The organism is Bdellovibrio svalbardensis (assembly GCF_029531655.1).
Taxonomy (GTDB): Bacteria; Bdellovibrionota; Bdellovibrionia; order Bdellovibrionales; family Bdellovibrionaceae; genus Bdellovibrio; species Bdellovibrio svalbardensis.
This window is the reverse complement of sequence record NZ_JANRMI010000001.1, coordinates 933,477-953,269: the sequence shown is the minus strand read 5'-3', so window position 1 is coordinate 953,269 and position 19,793 is coordinate 933,477. Positions and strand designations below refer to the sequence as shown.

At 46.2% G+C, this 19,793-nt stretch carries 14 protein-coding genes; 6 read left to right on the top strand and 8 right to left on the bottom strand.

The window, feature by feature from the left end; translation table 11 throughout:
• Positions 1 to 55: 55 nt before the first annotated feature.
• From NWE73_RS04465 to NWE73_RS04440, 6 genes are read right to left on the bottom strand one after another with little or no spacing between them, the layout of a single operon-like run.
• Entirely contained in the window at positions 56 to 1,414 is a 1,359-nt protein-coding gene (locus tag NWE73_RS04465; protein ID WP_277577081.1) for an MlaD family protein, read from the bottom strand.
• On the bottom strand, positions 1,411 to 2,175 hold the full coding sequence (locus tag NWE73_RS04460) for an ABC transporter ATP-binding protein (RefSeq protein WP_277577080.1): 765 nt from the start codon (positions 2,173 to 2,175) through the stop codon (positions 1,411 to 1,413). Before NWE73_RS04460 ends, NWE73_RS04465 begins: the two co-directional genes overlap by 4 nt.
• Positions 2,175 to 3,002 carry an MlaE family ABC transporter permease gene (locus tag NWE73_RS04455; protein ID WP_277577079.1) on the bottom strand — a complete coding sequence of 276 codons (828 nt, stop codon included), beginning with the start codon at positions 3,000 to 3,002 and terminating at the stop codon, positions 2,175 to 2,177. The genes NWE73_RS04460 and NWE73_RS04455 overlap by 1 nt, the downstream gene beginning before the upstream one ends.
• Positions 3,003 to 4,193: an alanine racemase gene (alr, locus tag NWE73_RS04450; RefSeq protein ID WP_277577284.1), complete on the bottom strand. Its 1,191-nt coding sequence runs from the start codon at positions 4,191 to 4,193 to the stop codon at positions 3,003 to 3,005.
• Between the two features lie 23 nt (positions 4,194 to 4,216).
• The gene (locus NWE73_RS04445; RefSeq protein WP_277577078.1) at positions 4,217 to 5,710 is read right to left on the bottom strand and encodes a GGDEF domain-containing protein; all 1,494 of its coding nucleotides are present in this window, start codon (positions 5,708 to 5,710) and stop codon (positions 4,217 to 4,219) included.
• The gene (locus NWE73_RS04440; protein ID WP_277577077.1) at positions 5,707 to 7,821 is read right to left on the bottom strand and encodes a sensor histidine kinase; all 2,115 of its coding nucleotides are present in this window, start codon (positions 7,819 to 7,821) and stop codon (positions 5,707 to 5,709) included. Before NWE73_RS04440 ends, NWE73_RS04445 begins: the two co-directional genes overlap by 4 nt.
• A 174-nt stretch (positions 7,822 to 7,995) precedes the next feature.
• On the opposite strand from NWE73_RS04440, the gene nadB reads away from it, so the two are divergent.
• The 3 genes from nadB to NWE73_RS04425 are packed head-to-tail and all read left to right on the top strand — an operon-like array spanning position 7,996 to position 11,081.
• Positions 7,996 to 9,609: an L-aspartate oxidase gene (gene nadB, locus NWE73_RS04435; RefSeq protein ID WP_277577076.1), complete on the top strand. Its 1,614-nt coding sequence runs from the start codon at positions 7,996 to 7,998 to the stop codon at positions 9,607 to 9,609.
• A 39-nt stretch (positions 9,610 to 9,648) separates the two neighbouring features.
• On the top strand, positions 9,649 to 10,500 hold the full coding sequence (locus tag NWE73_RS04430; protein WP_277577075.1) for an alpha/beta hydrolase: 852 nt from the start codon (positions 9,649 to 9,651) through the stop codon (positions 10,498 to 10,500).
• Positions 10,500 to 11,081, top strand: coding sequence for a hypothetical protein (locus tag NWE73_RS04425; protein WP_277577074.1), 582 nt, complete (start codon positions 10,500 to 10,502; stop codon positions 11,079 to 11,081). Before NWE73_RS04430 ends, NWE73_RS04425 begins: the two co-directional genes overlap by 1 nt.
• Positions 11,082 to 11,161: 80 nt before the next feature.
• Here the strand turns inward: NWE73_RS04425 and NWE73_RS04420 are convergent, their stop codons facing one another.
• Both NWE73_RS04420 and rnhA read right to left on the bottom strand, forming a co-directional pair.
• On the bottom strand, positions 11,162 to 11,941 hold the full coding sequence (locus NWE73_RS04420; protein WP_277577073.1) for an SDR family NAD(P)-dependent oxidoreductase: 780 nt from the start codon (positions 11,939 to 11,941) through the stop codon (positions 11,162 to 11,164).
• 31 nt (positions 11,942 to 11,972) lie between these two features.
• Positions 11,973 to 12,722, bottom strand: a complete 750-nt coding sequence (rnhA, locus tag NWE73_RS04415; protein ID WP_277577072.1) for a ribonuclease HI — start codon at positions 12,720 to 12,722, stop codon at positions 11,973 to 11,975.
• Positions 12,723 to 12,859: 137 nt separating this feature from the next.
• On the opposite strand from rnhA, the gene NWE73_RS04410 reads away from it, so the two are divergent.
• The 3 genes from NWE73_RS04410 (at position 12,860) to NWE73_RS04400 (ending at position 19,739) form a co-directional block, all read left to right on the top strand.
• Positions 12,860 to 13,723 carry a hypothetical protein gene (locus tag NWE73_RS04410; RefSeq protein WP_277577071.1) on the top strand — a complete coding sequence of 288 codons (864 nt, stop codon included), beginning with the start codon at positions 12,860 to 12,862 and terminating at the stop codon, positions 13,721 to 13,723.
• Between the two features lie 23 nt (positions 13,724 to 13,746).
• The gene (locus NWE73_RS04405) at positions 13,747 to 14,490 is read left to right on the top strand and encodes a hypothetical protein (RefSeq protein ID WP_277577070.1); all 744 of its coding nucleotides are present in this window, start codon (positions 13,747 to 13,749) and stop codon (positions 14,488 to 14,490) included.
• Positions 14,491 to 14,699: 209 nt separating this feature from the next.
• Entirely contained in the window at positions 14,700 to 19,739 is a 5,040-nt protein-coding gene (locus tag NWE73_RS04400) for a zinc-dependent metalloprotease (RefSeq protein WP_277577069.1), read from the top strand.
• Positions 19,740 to 19,793 lie beyond the last annotated feature (54 nt).

Below are 19,793 nucleotides of genomic sequence, written 5' to 3'. Positions count from 1 at the left end.
TGGAGGATTTAACAAGCCAGTTCCTTTCGGAGTTGCCGGGCGCAGCTGTCATAATCTAGAGGCCTTTAGTTAAGAGAAATTTAAGGTCATCGTTGGTAAGATAAAGACCCGCTCCTGCAAAGCCAGATCTCGCACCGTTCTTATCAAGAGCGTCGTTGATACCGACATTAACATAAAGACCACGATAGAAGTAATATGTGGCAAAGGTACGCCAGTTCGTTCTTGTAAAGTCGAAGAGCTCTGTAGAAACCTTCAACTTACGACGGAAGAAGTAGTAATCGATTCCAAAACCACCACCGTTTTCGATGATACCGCCACGCAAAGTAAGGTCCCAGAAGTTCTTACCGAAGAGCAAAGTGAATTTAACTTTTTGCTCGTAGGTTTTCTTCTCTGTGATATCGGAAGTGGTTGTTCCCGTCGTTTGAGTACGTGTGGTTTCCACAACACCGGCTGGATCGTCTACGATACCAAGATAGTAGAAGCGATCTAGACCTGGTTGGATATAAACCCCAATAGTTGATTTCCAGCTTCCCACGGTTCCAAGATATTCTGTGTGGAAATCCATGGCAGTTTGAATACGGCTTGCTGCGCCCACAAGGTCATTAACCCCGTCGATCGCAGATTCCACTTTTTCAGCAGTGGTTTCATCGCTGACAAGTTTACCAATGGTGCCTTCACCACGACTGATCTTAGCAGTTACGTCATCAAGGTTTTTAACAGTTGCTGACAAGTGCTCCCAAGTCTTTTTAAGACCTTGATCGCTATTGTCATTAGCAATCTTTTGCAAAGACGAAGTGACATCGTGGATTTGATCTACGATTTCGCCGATCTTATCTTTATTTTCAGAAGTTACGTGAGCGAGATCGTTCGTGATTGTTTCTACGTTTTTAACAATACGACCCAAGATATGCTTACGAGTGCCATCTTCTGTCGTTGCCTCTTCCAGGTTCTTTGCCACCACTTTCAATGAAGAGGCCACTTCCCCCACTTCCGCCATCAAGTTATCCAAAGAACCTTTGGCTTTGATGTTGGTGATTTGGGCATTGTCAGGCAACGGAGGATCTGTTGGAGAGCCAGGATATACCTCAACGTGTGAGTCACCCAAGATACCTTGAGCTTTGATCTCAATAGACGCTGATGTCGTCAAAGGAATTTCAGATTTAATAGTGATATCAACGCGGGCTTGGCCATCTTGCAAGCGGATGTCTTTGATCACACCAACAGGAATACCTGCGGAACGGATGGCAGAGTTTTTAACCAAACCACCCGCATTAGGAATAAGGAACCAGGCTTTTTTAGAGCGACCCAAATACGATGGATCATCACTGACTTGCATAGACATCACGGCGATCAGAGATCCCACGATGATCACTAAGAGGCCAACTTTAAACTCAGTCGCACGGAGCAAATTCATTGATGTTTCATCCCTTTATTCACGAATCTCTTCACCAGTTCAATATCGGTATTGAAGAAATCCTCTGGAGTACCGAAAAGCAAAACCCGGCCACTATCTAACATTGCGATATGATCGGCAATCCTAAACGCGGCGGACAAATCATGAGAAACCATGATTGATGTCGTGCCTGGTCTTGATTTGTGAGTACTCAGAATCAAATTATCCACCATTTCAGTCAGAATGGGATCTAATCCCGTGGTGGGCTCATCGTATATCAAAATTTCTGGATCTAGGGCGAGAGCTCGGGCCAACCCCGTTCGCTTCTGCATCCCTCCAGAAATTTGCGAAGGGAGCTTTTGAAAATGTTTTGGGTCCAAACCAACGTCGTGCAACTTTTGCTCGGCTATACGAAGGACCTGTGTCTCTTTGAGATCGCGACGATGCTCAAAAAGTGGAAAGCAAACATTCTCAAGAACTGTCATATCATCGAACAATGCCGCCGATTGAAAGAGCACCCCAAATTTACAGCGAAACTTAGTGAGTTGATCTTCATTGAGAGTGCTTAGATCCGTCCCTAAAACCTCAATGCTTCCTGCGGTTGGTTTATACAAGCCCAGCAAGTGCTTCAAGACGACACTTTTTCCTGTCCCGGAAAACCCAATAATCGCGGTCAATGACCCCTTGGGAACCTCTAAATTGATGCCCTTAAGAACAAAATCTTTTCCACCATCGAAGGATTTGGTGACGTCTTTTAGAACGATCGCAGATTCATTGCGCATTATGAAATCCCCATGACGTTGTAGTAGAAACGAATCAGGTTCGTCAGGAAATAATCCAGAATGATAATGGCCACCATACTTTGTACGACACCTTGATTGGTTGCATCGCCAACACCTTTTGCACCACCCGTCGTATTGAAACCGCGATAGGTGCAGATAAGAGCGAAGAACAAACCGAATACGGCAGATTTAAAAAGACCTTCGTTGATATGCTTAACTTCAATCATATCTTTGATTCTTTGCCAGAAAACGGCTTCGTCCAATTGAACCAGCTTCACACAAAGAACATAACTTCCAAGCATCGCGACGAAGTCAAATACCGCCGTCAACAACGGCATGCAGATAACTGCTGCGACCATTCTTGGAGAAATCAAATATTGCTTGGTATTGACACCCATCACATCCAAAGCATCGATCTGCTCATTCACACGCATGGTACCAAGGCGAGCGGCCATGGCTCCCCCTGCTCTTGCGGCAACGATCAAGCCCGTTAATACCGGCCCCAACTCGCGAGTGATACCCAAAGCCACAACCGGTCCCACCATATTGACGGCATTGAACATCTTGAAGCCCAAATAGATTTGGAAAGACAAAGCCAGACCAGTGAAGACACCCGTCAAACTAATGATGGCAATGGATTGGTTTCCAATGAACTCCATGTGCTTGATGATCTCGGGAAAGCGTGAAGGCTTTGCGAAAATCAACCGTACACTTTCGTTGAAGAACAAAATGATCTTTCCGGTCTGCTCAATAAAGTCTGTGACTGATTTAATAACCCAATCACCTATCCAGGTCACCGCCGAAGCAGCTCTATCCGCGATAGTCATTTATTCTCCCCCAACGTTCTCGATAACAAAACTGGCATCCGCACCAGTATAAACACGCGGAACCCGCTCCCCCACACTGGTGAGCATTTCCCAAGTGATGCTTTTTGCTTTTCCAGCAAGCTCTTCCGGAGACAAAAAATTTCCAAATGAGTCTTGGCCAAAAAGAACCACTTCTTGATCTTTATATTGTACCAAATCTTTTCCGCGAACCGCCTCTGTCACATCCAGCATGAGATAATCCATGCAAATGTTGCCCACCAACGGAACGCGAACTCCATTGAACAAGGCATGGGACTGATTCGACAAAATACGGTGATAGCCATCGGCATAACCAATCGGAACAACCGCAATGACAGAATCCTGCTTGGCTTTCCAGGTTCCTCCGTACGATACGGTTTCCCCCGCCTTGAGGTGTCTGAAGGTATTGACCACGGATTTTAAACTCATCACCGGCTTCAAATCACAATTCACACCAGGTACTGGATTGTAACCATAGATCATCAACCCAGGACGCAATCCCCAGTTTTGCAAAAGCAATGGATGTTCTGCTTTATGCTCTTTACGAAGCTTGAGTAGATTTAAAATCCCCGCACTGTTCAGAGCATGAGAGAAGATTTCGAAAGGTTTAAAAATTTCGCTGGCTTGATGCAGGCGGCGCAATTGATCCGCGCTGTTGCCTTGATCAGAGATTGCATCCTCACCGTTATAAAGATGAGTCACCAAGGCCTTCACGCGTATCTTTTTATTCTGCCAAAGACGTTCGTAAAGTTTCTGCGCCTCTTCAGGACGAAACCCCAAACGATTCATGCCTGTATCAAATTTCAAATGAATGTTGACCGGTGACTTCGCAACTTCTTCGAGATGATCAATTTGCTCCCAGGTTGTTACGACCGGAGTCATGCGGTATTGAATGATCTTTTCAGCGCCTTCGCGGTCGAAACCACGGAAAACCAAGATCTCCGCCTTCACCCCGAAGTGACGAAGCAAAAGGCCTTCTTCAATCAGGCAGACCCCAAGATGTTTGATTCCGAGAGTTTCAAGAAAGCGCGCAAGCTGAACGTCACCATGGCCATAGGCATTTGCCTTCACCATGGGACAAAGAAAGGGAGCATCAGGAAAAGACGTCTGCAGGACACGTATGTTATGTGCCAAGTGATCAAGATTAATTTCTGCAAAAGTCCGTCGATACATTTCCATCAACTATTATCTATTCCCTACTCTACTGGTACTTCGAAGTCAGGACGATGAGTCTCTGGCGCCTTGTACAAACAGATTTTATTTCCACCTTTATCCACGATATGGCTGAGGGCTTTAGTCGCTGACTCATCCAAAGATTTCGCAGAATCACACAAAGACGGATACTCACTAATTCCCAAACTAATTGAAACTTTCATGCCTTTATCCAGGAATGAAGTTCCTTCGATAATTCGACGAAGTCTTTCCGCGCGCAAAGCTGCTCCTTTTTTCGAGCAGTGAGGCAGAATCATCGCCATCTCATTCGCCGCCGTTCGACAACTTTGATCGTTCGAGCGGCTGGTCTTAGCAATGACTGTCGCAACGGATTTTAGCAACTCATCTCTCACCGCTTCACCCAAAGATGATTCAATCTCATAAAAGTCATCCATGGCGATTTTCACCACGGAGACCGGCTGCTTCAAGCGGCGCGAACGAGACACTTCGTCAGCGAGAATTTTAACATAGTAATTGCGGTTATGAAGTTCTGTGACGAAATCTTGGACCTCAAGAGCGTCCACCTTTTTTTCCAGCGCCAAATGTGAGTAGCACAGCGAGAAGAGCGCAAACTCTTCATTCAACTGCGTCGCCGCCCCTTTTTCCAAACTTCCTGAGTAAACAAATACGCCCTCCAAATTTTGCGCACCGTAAAGCGGCAAACCTTTGGGAGGATTGAAGTGGAAAGCCTCGACCAACATCGCATTAAAGCGTGCCGGCAGAAGTCCTACGGAGAGCTGACCATTCAAATCTTTCACATCATCAGCCTCGAGCTGACAGCCCACGCCTTGAATTTGTGAACCTTCAACACCATTTCCATGAGTCGCAACGAACGAACGCACAGAAGGCAAAAATTTAAAGAAGATACACATGGAGCCGGAAATATTATTCAAGAACCTTTGAATCAAATCTTCTTTGCTATGCGCCGAACGATACTGACCAATTTTCGTCGCAAAAGAAACCGTCTCCAGCTTCTCTGCCGCAGCCGCGGCCTTCATACTGGTTACGGCCGCTTTGTGAACTTCATCCACCTGCTGCTTAACCGTCTGCAAATCATCAAAGAGCTGCTCGTTTTGATAACTGAGATACAACTTTTCACAAGCTCTATCCACGGACCAGACAACTCGAGTCTCCAAAGCGGCCGCCTCGTCTGAAATCACATCAACAAATCCGAATGAATTGTATTGAGCTAAAATATCAAACTGTGAAATAGCGGTGATCGCGATAAATCGAATTTCATCATTAATACCCTGAACATGGGTCACAAAATCACTGAGCGAACCGCCAAGGGCCGCTGTAGAGAATACTAGAATATGCGGTGGATTTTCCTTCAGTCTTGTTTCAAGAGCTTCAGGATCCTGGAAGAAGTACGCATCATAGCCCGCCTGTGAAAGATAAACTTTCACAGAAGCCCCCTGATCCACATCCGTGGTGAAGACATAAATCGTAAATTGAGAACTATGATCGCGAATATTCAATTCAATCCTCTTCCTGGTCTGCGAATGTCCACACGATAACTATCCAACTTAGAAGCCTTAGGCTTCGCTGCCGTCGTTGGTGCGTTGATCAAATTCACCGGAGTCAGCTCATCATCCATAGAGTCCATCGAATCCATCGCCGAATTCATGGCCGCCAACTCAGCCGCTGGATTGTTTTCAATCACCATTGCCGAACCCGCGTATTCAATAACAGGAGTTTTGTCGTCGTTGATGTTCTCTGTCGAAGTCACTTTCGCCTCTGCCATTGCCGGTAGCTCCAAGAGATTTTCGATATTCACGTCCAACGGTGACTGCGGAGGCTTCGCCGCTTCAGTCGCCTTCACTTCCGCATAATGCGTTTCCGCCTGTTCGCGTTCTGGTGACTGTTCTTTCAATTGCGGCAATTCTGGAGCGATCATAACTTCTTGCACTTTTTCCACCTTTGCTGAAGGCGCTTTCAATACTGGAGCCGTTTCTAGTTTCTTAAAGCTGATGGACACTTTCGTGCCTTTGCCACGCTCGGAACTCACTTGGACTTCCGCATTGTGTTCTTTCAAAATTCCAAAGGCCGTGGCCAATCCCAGCCCCATATGATTCTGGAAAGATCTGGTCGTAAAGAAGGGATCAAAAATCTTTTGCAAGTTTTGTGGTTCAATTCCCTCACCACAATCTTCCACGATCAAGTGAATGGCCTTTTCGTCTTCATAAAGATCCAGTTTAATTTCTTTCTTCGGCATTCTTTCCATTGCTTCTACGCTGTTGGTAAGAATGTTTTCAATGGCCTTCGTCATGGCCTCAACATGCAACTCCATCGCAGCAGTCTCTTGGAAATTCTTCGTCAGCTTCACGCCTTTGGTTTGGAACAAACCATCCAGGTTTTTAAGCGCTCGCGCCAAAGGACCTTCCATCTTCATGGAATTCTTATCCTTGATCTCTTCGCCGGCATAGCCCAACAACTTATCAAGAACCTCATGTGCTGCGCGCGTCTCGCGCAGAATCGAATCCGTGCTGGCAACGATTTCAGCTTCAGGAGCTTTTGCCAAAATCATTTGTGAATATCCCAAGATTGAGGTCAAAGGTCCGCGCATCTCATGCGCCAATGCTGAAGCCACCCTCATAGAGGTCTGCGTTTTTTCTTTTTGCGCAAGAGCTGGATCCATCGCAACGGCCTTTTCAGCAACCGGTACCGCCGCGGCTTTTTGTTTGGCTGCCTGCAATTGCATTTCCAGGCTTTCAATTTCTTTTTCCGCCGGAGCCACAACCCACAAAACACCCGCAATCCCAACAAGCACCAAGCCACATCCAAGCAGCAGGAACTGCCACCACAATCCAGCGCGTCCCTTCATGGTCTCACTCAAAGGAGCCGAGCTGATCACGAGCAGATTACTTTGCGGAATTTGTTCGAACATTCCATAGAGTTCCTGTCCATTCGGCATTTTGAAAACACCGCCACCATGTGGCGACGAACTCTTCTGTGCTTCTTTAAAAAACGGATCATCACGCATCACAGTTCCCAGATACTCCGGAACCGAATGCCCTACGGTAAGCCCCGTTGAGGTGACCACAGAGAAAGAACTCAAAGACCCACGCTGACCATCAATCAGTGATTGAAAGATTTCACCATTGCCGATCAAGGCATATGCTTTGTTACCTTCAAGGAAAACCAAAGCGACATAGCGACCACGATTGTTATCCTGGAAAGGCTTCACGAAGTAGCGCAGGTCCGTCGTGCGCTCGGTCACTTTACCAAGTGCAGACTTCACAAACTCTTTTGTCCAGGTTGCTGCTTTCGAATTGTCTTTGGAAATTAAAGTTTGAGGATCGAACTCTCCGTTCGTCACAACGAAAGAAGCGGCCGCATAGTATGGCGCTACGGATGTCCAATTGAATTTTTCTTTTCTAAAATTTTCGGCGTTGAAAGTTGAAACAACTCTTTGCAAAGATTTGAGTTCGACTGCAAGAGCATAGTTCATCGAACCCAATTGAGTTCGCGTCTGTGCTTCCACCCAGCTCATGCGATCGCCATATACGAAGCTGTCAGTACGCCACAAAACAGCGCCAATAAAAATGGCCGCCACGGCGATCAGGACTGCAAGTAATTTCACTTTCATCGAGGCTGTTCCTTCCGTAAAACCCTACTTCATTCTAGTACTCAAGTTTAGCACGCCAATTCCTTGCGTGAGTCTTTGATTTTATTGTAGTTTTAGAAACTGGTAAGAATCAAGCAAGACTCCTTTGCCAAACACATTTAAAGGGCGTAGAAAACAACATTATGGATACTCACCATGCCTAAATATCGCAGTGACGTTTTGATCATCGGCTCCGGCACTGCCGGCCTCGCTCTCGCTCTAAAGATGGCTCCCCTTGGAAAAGTCGTTGTTCTCGCTAAAGAGAAACTCACCGACACCAACTCTGAGATGTCTCAAGGAGGAATCGCGGCCGTAATGTCTGACGAGGACAGCTTCGAATCTCATATTCAAGATACCTTGGTTGCAGGAGCTGGTCTCTGTCGCGAAACTGTTGTTCGTAACTACATTATGCAAGCCCCTGAACGCATTCAGGATTTAATAAACTGGGGCGTTCATTTCGATTTACGAAACAAAGGCGGAGAAGAAACCGAAGAAATCGATTTGACGCGCGAAGGCGGCCATAGCTTCCGACGCATTCTGCACTTCGAAGATCAAACAGGTTTTGAAATTCATCGTAAACTTTTGGCACGCGTTCGTGAGCATTCAAATATTGTTTTGATGGAGCGCTTTAACGCCATCGATCTTATCGTGAACAAAGAAGTCGATGCCACAGACATGGCCCCAACCACCTGCGTGGGTTGCTACGCTTTAGCCACCGACACCGGAGAAGTGCATACTTTTGTAGCAAAAACCACAGTTCTTGCCACTGGCGGAGCTGGAAAAGTCTACCTCTATACCTCCAACTGGAGTGGTGCGACCGGAGACGGCATCGCGATGGCTTACCGAGTGGGCGCGCGCATCGCCAATTTGGAGTTCATGCAATTTCATCCCACATGCCTTTATCACAAAGATGCCAGAAATTTTTTGATCTCCGAAGCATTGCGCGGAGAAGGTGGAGAGCTTATCAATTCAAAAGGCGAAGCCTTTATGAAGAAGTACCATCCTCTTGGTTCCTTAGCTCCCCGTGATATCGTAGCCCGCTCAATTGATAATGAGATGAAACGCGCCGGTTCTGAATGTGTTTATCTGGATATGACCAAGCTGGATGCGGACTTCCTCAAACACCGTTTCCCGACTATTCACAACACTTGCCTGCAATTTGGAATCGACATGACTCGACAGCCGATCCCTGTCGTCCCTGCAGCCCACTATCTTTGTGGAGGCGTAGTGACAGACGAGAATGGTCGCACGGATATTCCAGGCCTGTGGGCCATCGGCGAAACCGCTTGCACGGGACTTCACGGTGCCAATCGCCTGGCCTCCAATTCTTTGTTAGAGTGCCTCACCACCGCTCACAATTGTTCTGAGCAACTTAGAAAATCCTGGAATTCGCTGACGGCAATTGCGATTGATCCAAAGCCCTGGTCACACCCTGAAGAATCCAACGATGACGAGATGATTGTTATCACGGCGATGTGGGAAGAAATTCGCCGTTTGATGTGGAACTATATGGGAATCGTTCGCTCCAACAAACGTCTAGAGCGCGCCCAGCATCGACTCAAAAATATCTTGGATGAAGTGAAAGAGTACTACTCCAACATGAAAATCCATTCAGACATTTTAGAACTGCGTAATATCGCCATCGTGGCGGATCTTTCTGTGGAATGTGCTCTGCGACGCAAAGAATCTCGCGGAATCCATTACAACATTGATCATCTCGATAAAGAGCCAGCCCCCCACGATACAATTGTGGTCCGCGGCCTCATCTAGAGACTTGATCTAGATCGCATTTGGCGGCACTCTAATCGCATGTATAAAAGATCCGAAGGTTTCTTTAAGGGATACCAAGACATCAACTTGTTCTTTCAGATTTGGGAAAATCCCAACGCAAAAGGAACCATCATCTTCACACACGGTCACGGTGAGCACTCTGAGTCTTATCACCGCCTGACCAGCGCCTTTGAAAATGATTCGTGGAGCTTCTATGGCTGGGATTTGCGTGGCCATGGAAAATCTGATGGTCGCCGCGGATACGCTTCGGAATTCGACGACTACTGTCGCGATTACAAAATCTTCCTCGACATGGTTTTGCAGGACGAAAAAGTTCGCAAAGGACCTGTTATCTTATTGTGCCACTCAATGGGTGCTCTGATTGAGCTCAAAACCCTGATGCGCAATCCAGATTTGAAATTTGATGGGATTGTGGTGAGTTCCCCTCTTTTGGGCCTCGCGATCACAGTTCCGGCTATTAAATCGAGAGCCGCGAGCATCCTGCACAAGCTTCTGCCCCAAGTGACATTGGGAAATGAACTGGACAACAGCATGCTCTCCAGCGACGTGGACGTGCTTCGTGAATATGAACAGGATTCTTTACGCCATACGCGCATGTCACCTGGAGTTTTCTTGGGCATGTTGGAGTCTTGGAATTACGTTCGCCCCCGCGCGAATGAAATCAAGAAGCCTGCTTTGTTCCAACTGCCAGAGCATGACCCTGTTTGCAGCACCCCCGATGCGAAGTCTTTCTATGAAAAAATGGGAAGCAAACGCAAAGAAATCTATATTTATCCAAATGCCAAACATGAAATCTATAACGACGTCATGAGAAATACGGCGTTTGCCGATCTAAAAAAGTTTTTGGATAGTTTTTTGGAGTCTAAATAATGAAATATCTTTTCGCCCTCTGCCTATGTCTGACTGCTTGTGCCTCTTATGAAGTAACACCTGGTGGTCGTGCGATTCGCACCGAGTCCGAGTACTTCAATGTGATCGACCAAAACTCAGACCAGCAAATCAAGTACTCCGGCCTTTATAATTTGTTGGACGTACAAGGCACCGCTTTGAACTCAAAAGTTATGGAAGCTCAGATGGATCAACTGACACGGATCTATCAATGGGATGACAAAAAATATCTTGAAGAGAAATCCAAATTCGAAGGTCGACTCAACAAGGAAACCGAGTTCTTTGTTGCCTTCTACACTCCCGAGCGCAAAAGCGATGATTTGAACAAGCCCAATACACAATGGCGACTGTTCCTTGATGTCGCAGGAAAACGCTACGAAGGGAAAGTTGCGAAGATTAAAACAGCGTCGCCTGAATTGATCAGCCTTTATCCTTCATTCAACCGCTTCTACACACCCTACTCTGTGACTTTCAATGTTCCGATGAAAAGCATCGAATCATTACCTATGAAATTAACGGTCACAGGTTCTGTTGGATCTGCTGCTTTGGACTTCAAGCCTTAGACTTTGAAAAGTACGGACACACTTATGGTGACGCATGTGCGACACCATAAGTGTGTCCGTACCTTTTTCTTACCTTTTTCTTAATTGCGATGGAAGCGGCGGGAAATTTCGAAATCAAACAATGGTTTCACAAATTTTGCGACTTTCAAACCAATCCCCGTAAGGCCTGATGGCTCGAGCACAGGCAAATCATGCAAAATCGCCTCACGAATGATCTGTGCATATTTACCTGGAGAAATTGTTGATTCACCAGGAACTTGTATATTCTTTCCGTACAAAGTTTCAATCTCATCAAACATGCGAGTCTTAATCCCCGGAGTGATCAACAACAGCGTCGTCACGTTGGTATCTTTCAACTCCAATTGAATGCAATTTGTGAACGCCGCCACAGCTGCTTTTGAAGCAGCATAAGTCGACGCACACGGAAAGTTCATGTATGCGGAAACGCTGGAGTTGTTAATAATCTTACCACGCTTGCGAGAAATCATTCCCGGCAATATCCCGTGAGTGAGATGAACCAAGGCATTGATATTCACTTGGAACATTTTGTAGATATCATCCAAAGGCTGCTCTTCAATAAGGCCTCCGGTCAAAACGCCCGCATTATTAAAAAGAATATCAATGGGTGTATCCTTGAGCTTAAGCAAAAGGGCATCAATACTTTCACGAGAGCTCAAATCAGCCTCATAGACAGTCACCGCTTTCGCGCCAGCCTCTTCAAGCTCCTTCACCAAAGTCTCATCATTTTTTCTAAGTACGATATGAAGAAAAGCTTTGTCTTGCGCGCACATTTTTGCGAATGCGCGACCGATTCCACGACTTGCACCTGTAACAAGAACCTGACGATTAGTGATTTCCATGCTGTCTAACCTTCTTCGGCCCAAGGGGCCATTAACCTTCTTTGATTTGTGTATTCGCGTCCAAGCCCCAAGATTTCAGAATCGTCACTTCTTCAGAAGGTGATCCCGCCTTTTTGAACTTCGCCCCTGATTTACCGCTCACGCGACGTTGGCACGAAGGCCAATCCTTGTGACGATATACGAGCCCGCCGATGTTACTTAAATAGCTATGCGCCACTTTCTTTTCACCAGGAGATCTCATCTCCGGCAAACTTCCATCCTTGGGTACTTCCAGAATATTCACTGAGTAGTTTTCCAGAGACCCCTCATACAAATCGACACCGGTTCTTTTGGAATAGGCCACCGCAATCTCATCGCAGCGCTCATTGCCCGGAATGCCCACATGTCCACGACTGTAAAGCCATTCGATTTTCCCTGCGGCCCCGCGCTTTTGCACAAGCTTCAGAATCTCTTCCCAAAGATCCTTGTTAGAGACGTCGCCACCTTCGGCCGTTTTCCAGCCGCGCTTTTTCCAGCCAAAAATCCACTGCGTAATTCCACGAATCACATAAGTGGAATCGGTGTAGAAGCGAATCGGCTCAGGATGAGCCTCCACCACGCGCAAGGACTCCACAACCGCCTTCATCTCCATGCGGTTGTTTGTCGTCTGCGGATCGCCATCACCTAACTCCAGGATCTGATCACTGGGAAACAGAATAATAGCCCCCCAGCCACCCGGGCCGGGATTTCCAGAACATGCTCCGTCAGAAAAAATCTGAATATAGTCTCGAGTGTTTTTCACTCTGCGATCCTAGCCCCTACTTGGGCTTGGTGTCTAATGCTTAAACATCTTGTCGCGCTCCAAAAGCCTTATATTTCATCCCAGTCATGCATTTAATGGCATCACCTTCGCAATCAATCCTATTTGGAGGCCTGTCTATGAAATTCACAGCTCAATCGGTCACTGGTTTTTTGACTGTTTTCTTACCAGCACTTTTTTTGACAACGCAAGTTTTTGCCAACAACAATGCGTCTGTCGCCTCTTCAACCACCACAGTGCAAGATCCCCGTCATGGTTCGATCTTCAGTGGATTCGTGCAAGCCTCTCGCTCGACCAGCCTTTATGACTTTCAAGACGGCACCCGCAAAGACGGTATGGACTATGCTGCCCGTTTCAATATGAAACTTACCAAGGACTACACGCTTCGTCTTGACGGTGGATACTCTCAAGATCTCGTTGATCCTCAAGGCGATGACTTTGGTGACACCTCTTTAGGATTGCTCCGCGCACCAGTGGCCCTCGGCAAGCTTATCATGATGGGCTATAAAGTGGGCGTCGTGGCCCCAACATCAAAGGCCTCAAGAACCTTGCAAAACATGCAGGGCGCGGTTTCTGGAAGCGTGAGCGTATCGATCAATCCCGAGCGTCTCATTCAGGGACTCAGCATCGTGAGTGGTCTTTCCCTGAGAAGAAACTTCCATCAGTATGATACGGCCATGAATGGCGCGGTGAACACGCAGTACAGTTCATCTCAGTCAATTTCTGTGGGTTATGACTGGGCTTCTGGCGTCAGCATCTCCGGCGAGTTCATCCACAAAAATGGCCTGACTTACCAAAACAACATCAAAGAATCATTCGAACATACTGAAGAACTTGGCTACTCCATCAATGACGCTTTCGCAGTCGCCGTGGGTCACACGAACTCAGGCAATGCTCTCAAAGCCAATGGCGTTGACTCAAATGTCGCCCTGATCGACGAAAATAGTTCCTTGGTTTACGGCTCTTTGACGGTGGCCTTCTAGGCTGCATTTCATAGGGAAAAACGATGAAACTCTTCCTTGCGAGCTTATTCTTAGCTTTAAGTTTTCAAGGGAGTGTTTATGCCCAGGCCGCACCTATTGATATTGTTTTCGACATCGACTGGACAACCTTTTACTCCATCGACACCACGTCCCCGAATCAAATCGACAATCAGAACATCGCAATCGAAGGCAAAACCTATCGCCCGACAGAGCATTTGGGCGAAGTACTCCAAGCGCTCTCCTTACATCCTGAGGTGCGCATCAGCTTTTTCAGCGGTGGGGAAAAATCCCGCAATGAAGCACTGTTGAAGAAGCTTATTTTGCCCAACGGCCGACGTGCTTTTGATATCGCTTACCGAGTGCTTTCCAAAGAAAACTTGCAGCAAGTTTCAGAGGACAGCAACTTGAAATTCTCACAACGATACAAGAAGTCCTTTGAAGGACTCTTGCCTGGGGCGACACCTCAACGCACAATCCTCATTGATGATCAGGTGGAGTTCAGTAAAGCCCCTTGGAAAGCAGTTCCCTCCTTGGGCGTTTTCAACTATCAAAAAGTCTTTGATAACCGCCAGTCTGCCCAGCAATTTTACCCATCTACCGAGCAAGCCTGGTTGAACGAAAAAGACAAAGCCTTGATGTGGAAATCTCTTCTGGAAGAGGCGATTGTTCTCTCGAGAAAATCCGACAAACCATTCTCGCAAATCACCTCAGACTTGTGGTCTGCGAAGTCTCAAAACTCCCTTTGTAAAAACGTCTTTATCCTCTAAAACTCAGTCTAAAAATGAGAAGCCCGCGAATTGTCCCCTGTTAAGTTTTTGGACAGTTAAATTCCGTTAAAACCATTTAATAGTCATTAGGGAAATTTCTTCATGGCACTTTCAATGCACTAGTAATCCCTAAGAGAGAGTCTCTGCCCGCGCCCTCGGTGTATTCGAATTGGGGATGCGGCGGTGACATTAATGGAATGGAGAGAACAATGGCTCACAGACCTCAATACACAAAAGCCTTTACTGCTTTACTGTCTTTCGCTTTGTTGGCGTCAGGCTGTACTAAAACGCGGGATGCGGCTTTAACTGATACAGAAGCTTTGCAAACTTTTGCAATTTCTGATTTCGGTACAATTTCAGAAAGCGCTGGATACAAAGTCAGCAGCAAAGCCAGTGTTCGCACCCTTGGTGCCAATACAATTGGCAACAAAGCTTCTGAAGAAAAAGGTCTTGTAACTATTGACCCTGAGGACTCCGCAATCCCTCAGCGTCTTCGCTTCATGTTTAACAACCTTGAAGTTTCGGGCCAAGAAAGCCAAGACTTCAAAATCGTTTTTGGCGTCGACTCTAAATATGTGACAGCCTACAAACTGACGAACAACCTTAACTCTCTGACGAAATTGGAAAAACAACTCGCCGTCTCTCCGGGCGAAGTACAATTGTCTATCGAACTTCAAAAAGCCACTATTGCAAGCGCTAAGAAGGAAATCGTTGCCAAAATGGCGGCGGCCCAAAAAGCTCGCTCTCTATCTATTACGAACCGCGCTGCGGTTAACGTGCTTGTTCCTCTCTTTAAATATGACATCCAAGCTAAAGGTGTTCTTGAAAGAACCAAGAATGAACTTCGCGAAAGCACGTCTACTTTGACTCTTCGTGAAACGGAGTTCAGCCAGGCGACTCACATCCGTTTGAATACAACTTCTGACGGTCGTAAAGACGTAGGCAGCGTTGAGCAAAAAAGAGAAATGGATCAAATCTTCACTATGGAATCTTTGGATAACAAAGTTTCTACAGCGGCAGATTTGCAAGCTCGTTACAACTTCAATATGAAGTTCGTAGCTGATGATGCAAAGGTTTTGACTAAACTTGATAGCGAAGACATGAAAGTCTATGAATTGACAAAAATGTCTGCCCTTTCTGCTGACGAGCAAAGACTTATCAATACTGGTCGCGCAAATGGCGAAATCCTTCGCTGTGACGCCACTGTATCAACAGAAAAGGATTGTGTTCTTCGCCTCGTAGCGAAAGTTCCAGTGACTTACAAAAATGCCCGCTTGAATCTAGCGGACTCTAAAGAAAACACCAGCAACACTCTTGAGCTTCAAAAAGTTACGAAAGCTCAAGCTCAAGGTTTGGTGGAAATCTCTCGCGAAGTTCGCGCAGAGCGCGCTCGCCCTACAGGTATCATCGATCCTTTGAACACTATCAAAGTTTCTGACCTCAATGGCGAGTTCTACTTCAGAAGAACTTTTGAAGACGCTTCGAACATGATGGTTGTTGGCAAAACTGGAACCAGCGGTGACATGGCCGTAGTTAAGTTCGAGCTTGAAAAAGACCGCTTGGTTGTGCGCAATCAAAAAGCTTTGATCCAATACATCGGCCAAGGTCCTAAAGATAAAGAGGAATTGGTTAGCGTTCCGGTAAAATACTTCAAATTGGAAACTGTTGATGCTGATGGCGTAGCGGTCCAAGTAGCTAAGCTTATTGAGGCTAAAAAAGAAGATGCTGAATACCTTGAGATCGACTGGACTAAAAATACAATTCCGGTAGCCAACTCTCCACTTGCATTCTTCGATGCTGGCGCTTGCTGGCAGGCAGAAACTTCTCAATCCGTAACCGATATGGATATGAGATTGGCGAACGACGGCATCATGCAGTTCTCTCTTGCAGGTTCTTACACTGTAAGACCAGACTGTGCGAATCAAACCGCTGAAGGTGCGCAACTTAACTACAACGTTGTTGAGCGTCTTTCTTTCAAGAAAAGAACAAACGCAGCAGTAGATGACACGCAATTCGCACCAAACATCTCTACGAGCCAACAAAGTTCAATGAACTTTGCAATCTTCACTATGTCAGACACAGTGACGACACCTGGTGTTCGTGCTGGTCGTGAAGGCAGCCAAATCAACCGCCCGATCATTCATGACTTCCGTAACGGTAAAGTTTTGAACTACTGGGTTGGTGGTCTTGCGAATGCTCCTAAAGAAAGAAGAGCTTTGATCGAGGAAGCTGCTAAAGAAGTGGTTGCCGAATGGAATGAAGCATTCCACAAAGCTTTCAAAGGTACTGACATGGACCGCTCTGGTGACTTCATCGTGTTGAACACAGAAGATGACGCCACTCGCGGCCACTTGGGTGACTTGGACCGCAACTACTTGTGGTTCATGGATATGCCAGCTGAAAACGGTCTTCTGGGTGTGGCGCAGTTCGCTCCGAATCCATACTCTGGAACTATCATGGCCAACAACGTGATCGTGTACTCTGGCAACTCAGAGACCGAAGTTCGCGGCATGATGGAAAACTATAAAGAGTCCCGTGAGTACGAAAAACTTTTGGAAGAAGCAAAAACACAAGCTTTGGCGGAATTCCAAAAACAACAGGCTGAAGAAGCAGCGGCAGCTAAGGGACAAGCGGCAGGAGCTGGTGTAAGCACTGGCAATGCAGCTGCAGATTCTGCGACTTCATTGACGAAGAATTTCGGTGCTTACTTGAAGAAACTGGTTCTTTCGGCTCGTCCGGTTGTGAACCAAAAAATGACTTCTAAGATTACTTCATTGGTTTCTGCAGCAAAAGCTGGGAAAACTAAAGGTAAGGCGGTTAAAGGCAGAACTCAGGTTTCTGAGGCTCAAGTTGCTTCAAATAAAGACTTCACTCGCCGTGTGTTGGAAACAGCCTTGGCTGGCGACTTCAAGAATGACCCAATGATGCTTGAAGCAATCATTGCTCGCGAACTTGTGCGCACGGAAAAAGGCTTGTCTCCTGAAATCAAAGCGGTTTTGACGAAGCAAGCACAAATGAAGGAAATGACGGCAAAATTCGAGAATGCTGCGAAAAAACGCGGTGGCTGTTTCTTGTACTCTCGTAACGAGTACAACGATAAGTTCTTGGAAGCTGACTTCAATACTTTGTTCAAAAAAGAAATCAAAGCAACTTTGCTTCATGAAGTAGGTCATGCGATCGGTCTTCGCCACAACTTCAAAGGTTCTTTCGATAAAGAAAACTTCAACTTTGCTGGTGAAAAAACGGCTCGTAACTACACTTCAATCATGGACTACATCGCGGCTCCGGAAATGGAATACGTAGGTCCTGGTACATACGATGTTCACGCTTTGAGAGCGATCTACACTGGCTTGCTTGAAGTGAGTGACAAAGCAAAAGAAATCGCGGCTAAAACTGGCGGTATGATCACGAACCAGGCTAAAGAATCAGTCTCAGTGATTGATGGTAAGTTCATGAAACTTGACGATGTTAAGAAATTCTTGGGCTACAGCAACTGGTCTGAAATGCAAAAACAGAACATTGATAAGTCAGGTTTGTTGAAGCATTACAGCCAATGTCATGATGAATTGGTGGGCGTAGAACCAGCTTGTACATTGTACGACCAAGGTGCTTCTGCAACTGAAATCGTTAAAAATGAGATCCAAAACTATAACAGATCTTATGCAACAAGCTACCATGCAGGCGATCGTATCAACTTCGGTTGGTCAAACAAAGTAGCGGTTATCCGTCGCTCTATCGAAAGATTCCGCACAGTGCGCGGCTTCCTAGACGACTACTTCCAAATGGTTATCTACCGCTCGGCTTTGAACCAAGCTGAATTGGCAGACTTCCGTGAAGCCGCATACCTTGGTTACGACTTCTTCCACGAAGTTCTACGTATCCCGAATACGGACTATGGTTTCGGTAAAACGAAAGAAGAAATTCAAGCTCGTTTGATCCCGGTTCCATATGTTTTGAGAACTCCTGTTCTTAATGAAGACGGTTCTCAAGCGGTCGATGCAGCAGGAAAAGCGAAATTCGACGAGAAGAACGACATTAAGATCTTGGAAGCTCGCCGCGTTTACGATGCTTCTGTTGCTTCGACTGGAAATCGTTTGGATACTTTGGGTATCGGTTATGACAAACAATTTGCTCTTCAGTTCTTGTTGACTGCAAACCCAGCAGCTTTGACTGACGACTCACAAACTGGCTGGATTGGTTACAACGAGTTTGAACAGTACTTCTTGGGTGTTCAAGACGCTTCTCAATCAACTAACATGATCACTTTGCTTGAGATCATGACTGGTGAATTGAAAGCGGGTTTCGTGGATCAAAACCACAACCTTCAAACGGTGGATATGCCGGTTGAAGTGAACAGAAACTTGCTTGATGCAGCGACTTTGGGCAGCTTGGCAGACACGAATCAATACCGTTCTGTAGGCTTGGACACTTTTGCTGAGTTCTTTAAAGTGGGAACTCTAAAAGGTGGAAGAACAATCAAAGACCGCGCAGCAGTGGCTCGTTATGGTCAAAGTTCTAAATCAGCAGCGGGTGTTAAGTTCTTCGCAGCTGACAATGCGACAGGCGCCAATGTTCTTGTGGATCGCGCAGCAAGAAAAGGTCTTTTGCTTGAGAATAAAGCGGATCTTTCTCAAGGCATCATCAATGTCTTGAACGCTGACATGACTTTGAACGGAAAAGTTGCGGCAGCTATCAAGGCTGACCCAAAACTTAAAGGTAAAGCAATGGCTGAGATCATCGCAACAAGTGAAGAGTTGAAGAAACTCCAGGCTGATGGTGAAAAAGTGGCTCAGGACCTTGTGAAGTCTCTGGAAAAATTGAATGCGAATGAAGTATTGGTCAGCAAACAACAAATCGCTGCTAATCCTAACTTGGCACTCGATGTTCAGGTTAAAATGTTGAGAGGCATGATGACTAAATCAATGACTTACTTCACTCAGCTGAAACCGCTTCTTGAGCAGGTTCCACTTGATCAACTTGACCAAATCTTGCAACAAGTTTCTGCGGTTAAAGCCACTAACGCAGCAATGGCACAGCTTGATTTGCTAGGTCTTGGCCAGGAAGTTTTGACAGAGGCGACTGCAAACATCTCAATCACTTTGAAAGGCAAAGGCACGATTTCTGGTGATGTGATCATGGGCTTGATGATGGAAGCAACTCCTTTGACAACGGCTCAGCAAAACTTGATGTACACGATCGAAGATCTCGCTCGCTTCACAAGCATGTTGAACCCTGAGTATGTTTACTAAAACCGACTTCGTCGGAGTAAATTAAAGAACCCCAAAAAGGGTGGAGCAATCCAC